At 62.5% G+C, this 877-nt stretch carries 1 protein-coding gene; it reads right to left on the bottom strand.

All coding sequences use genetic code 11. From position 1 onward, the window contains the following. Positions 1–877: Ig-like domain-containing protein (locus QWY79_RS02765; RefSeq protein WP_290269669.1), on the bottom strand; the 877-nt coding region annotated here is incomplete at both ends.

Here is an 877-nt window from a genome sequence, read left to right as displayed (position 1 = left end):
GTTCACGTCCTCGACGTCATAAGTGAAGCTGTCACTGCCGTTGTAGTCGGCATCCGGCGCGTAGGTGAAGGTGCCGTCCGGGTTCATCGACACCGTGCCGTTGCTGGCATCGGTGTTGAGGCTATAGCTCGCCGCGGCGCTGTGCGTGTCATTGGTCGACACGTCGTCGCTGAGCGGCGTGTCTTCCTGGGTGGTAAAGCTGTCGGCCACGCCGTCAGCCACCGCATTGACTGTCACACCGACGGTAGCGGTCTCGGTCACCCCACCCGAGGTCACCGTGTAGGTGTAGCTGTCAGTGCCATTGAAATCGGCGTCCGGCGTGTAGGTCACCGTGCCATCATTGTTGTTGGTGACCGTACCGTTGGTCGGCTGGGTCACTGCAGTGACCGACGGCGTGCCCTCGAAGGTATCGTTGGCCAGTACATCCGTGGTGACCGTGGTGTCCTCGTCGGTGGTCGCGCTGTCATCGACGATATCCGCCTCAGGCGTCACCGTCAGGCCCACCGTCACCGTCTCGGTGTCGCCGTTCACGTCCTCGACGTCATAGGTGAAGCTGTCACTGCCGTTGTAGTCGGCATCCGGCGTGTAGGTGAAGGTGCCGTCCGGGTTCATCGACACCGTGCCGTTGGCGGCATCGGTGTTGAGGCTATAGCTCGCCGCGGCGCTGTGGGTGTCGTTGGTCGAGACGTCATCGCTGAGCGGCGTGTCTTCCGGGGTGGTGAAGCTGTCGGCCACGCCGTCAGACACCGCATTGACCGTGACATCGACCGTGGCGGTCTCGGTGACGCCGCCGGAGGTTACGGTGTAGGTATAGCTGTCCGTGCCATTGAAGTCGGCATTGGGCGTATAAGTCACCGTGCCGTCACCGTTGTTGGTG

Origin of the sequence: Halomonas sabkhae (assembly GCF_030409265.1) — a bacterium.
In the GTDB taxonomy this organism is placed as follows: domain Bacteria; phylum Pseudomonadota; class Gammaproteobacteria; order Pseudomonadales; family Halomonadaceae; genus Halomonas; species Halomonas halmophila.
The sequence above is the reverse complement of the archived record's forward strand: the minus strand, read 5'-3'. Positions and strand labels throughout refer to the sequence as shown.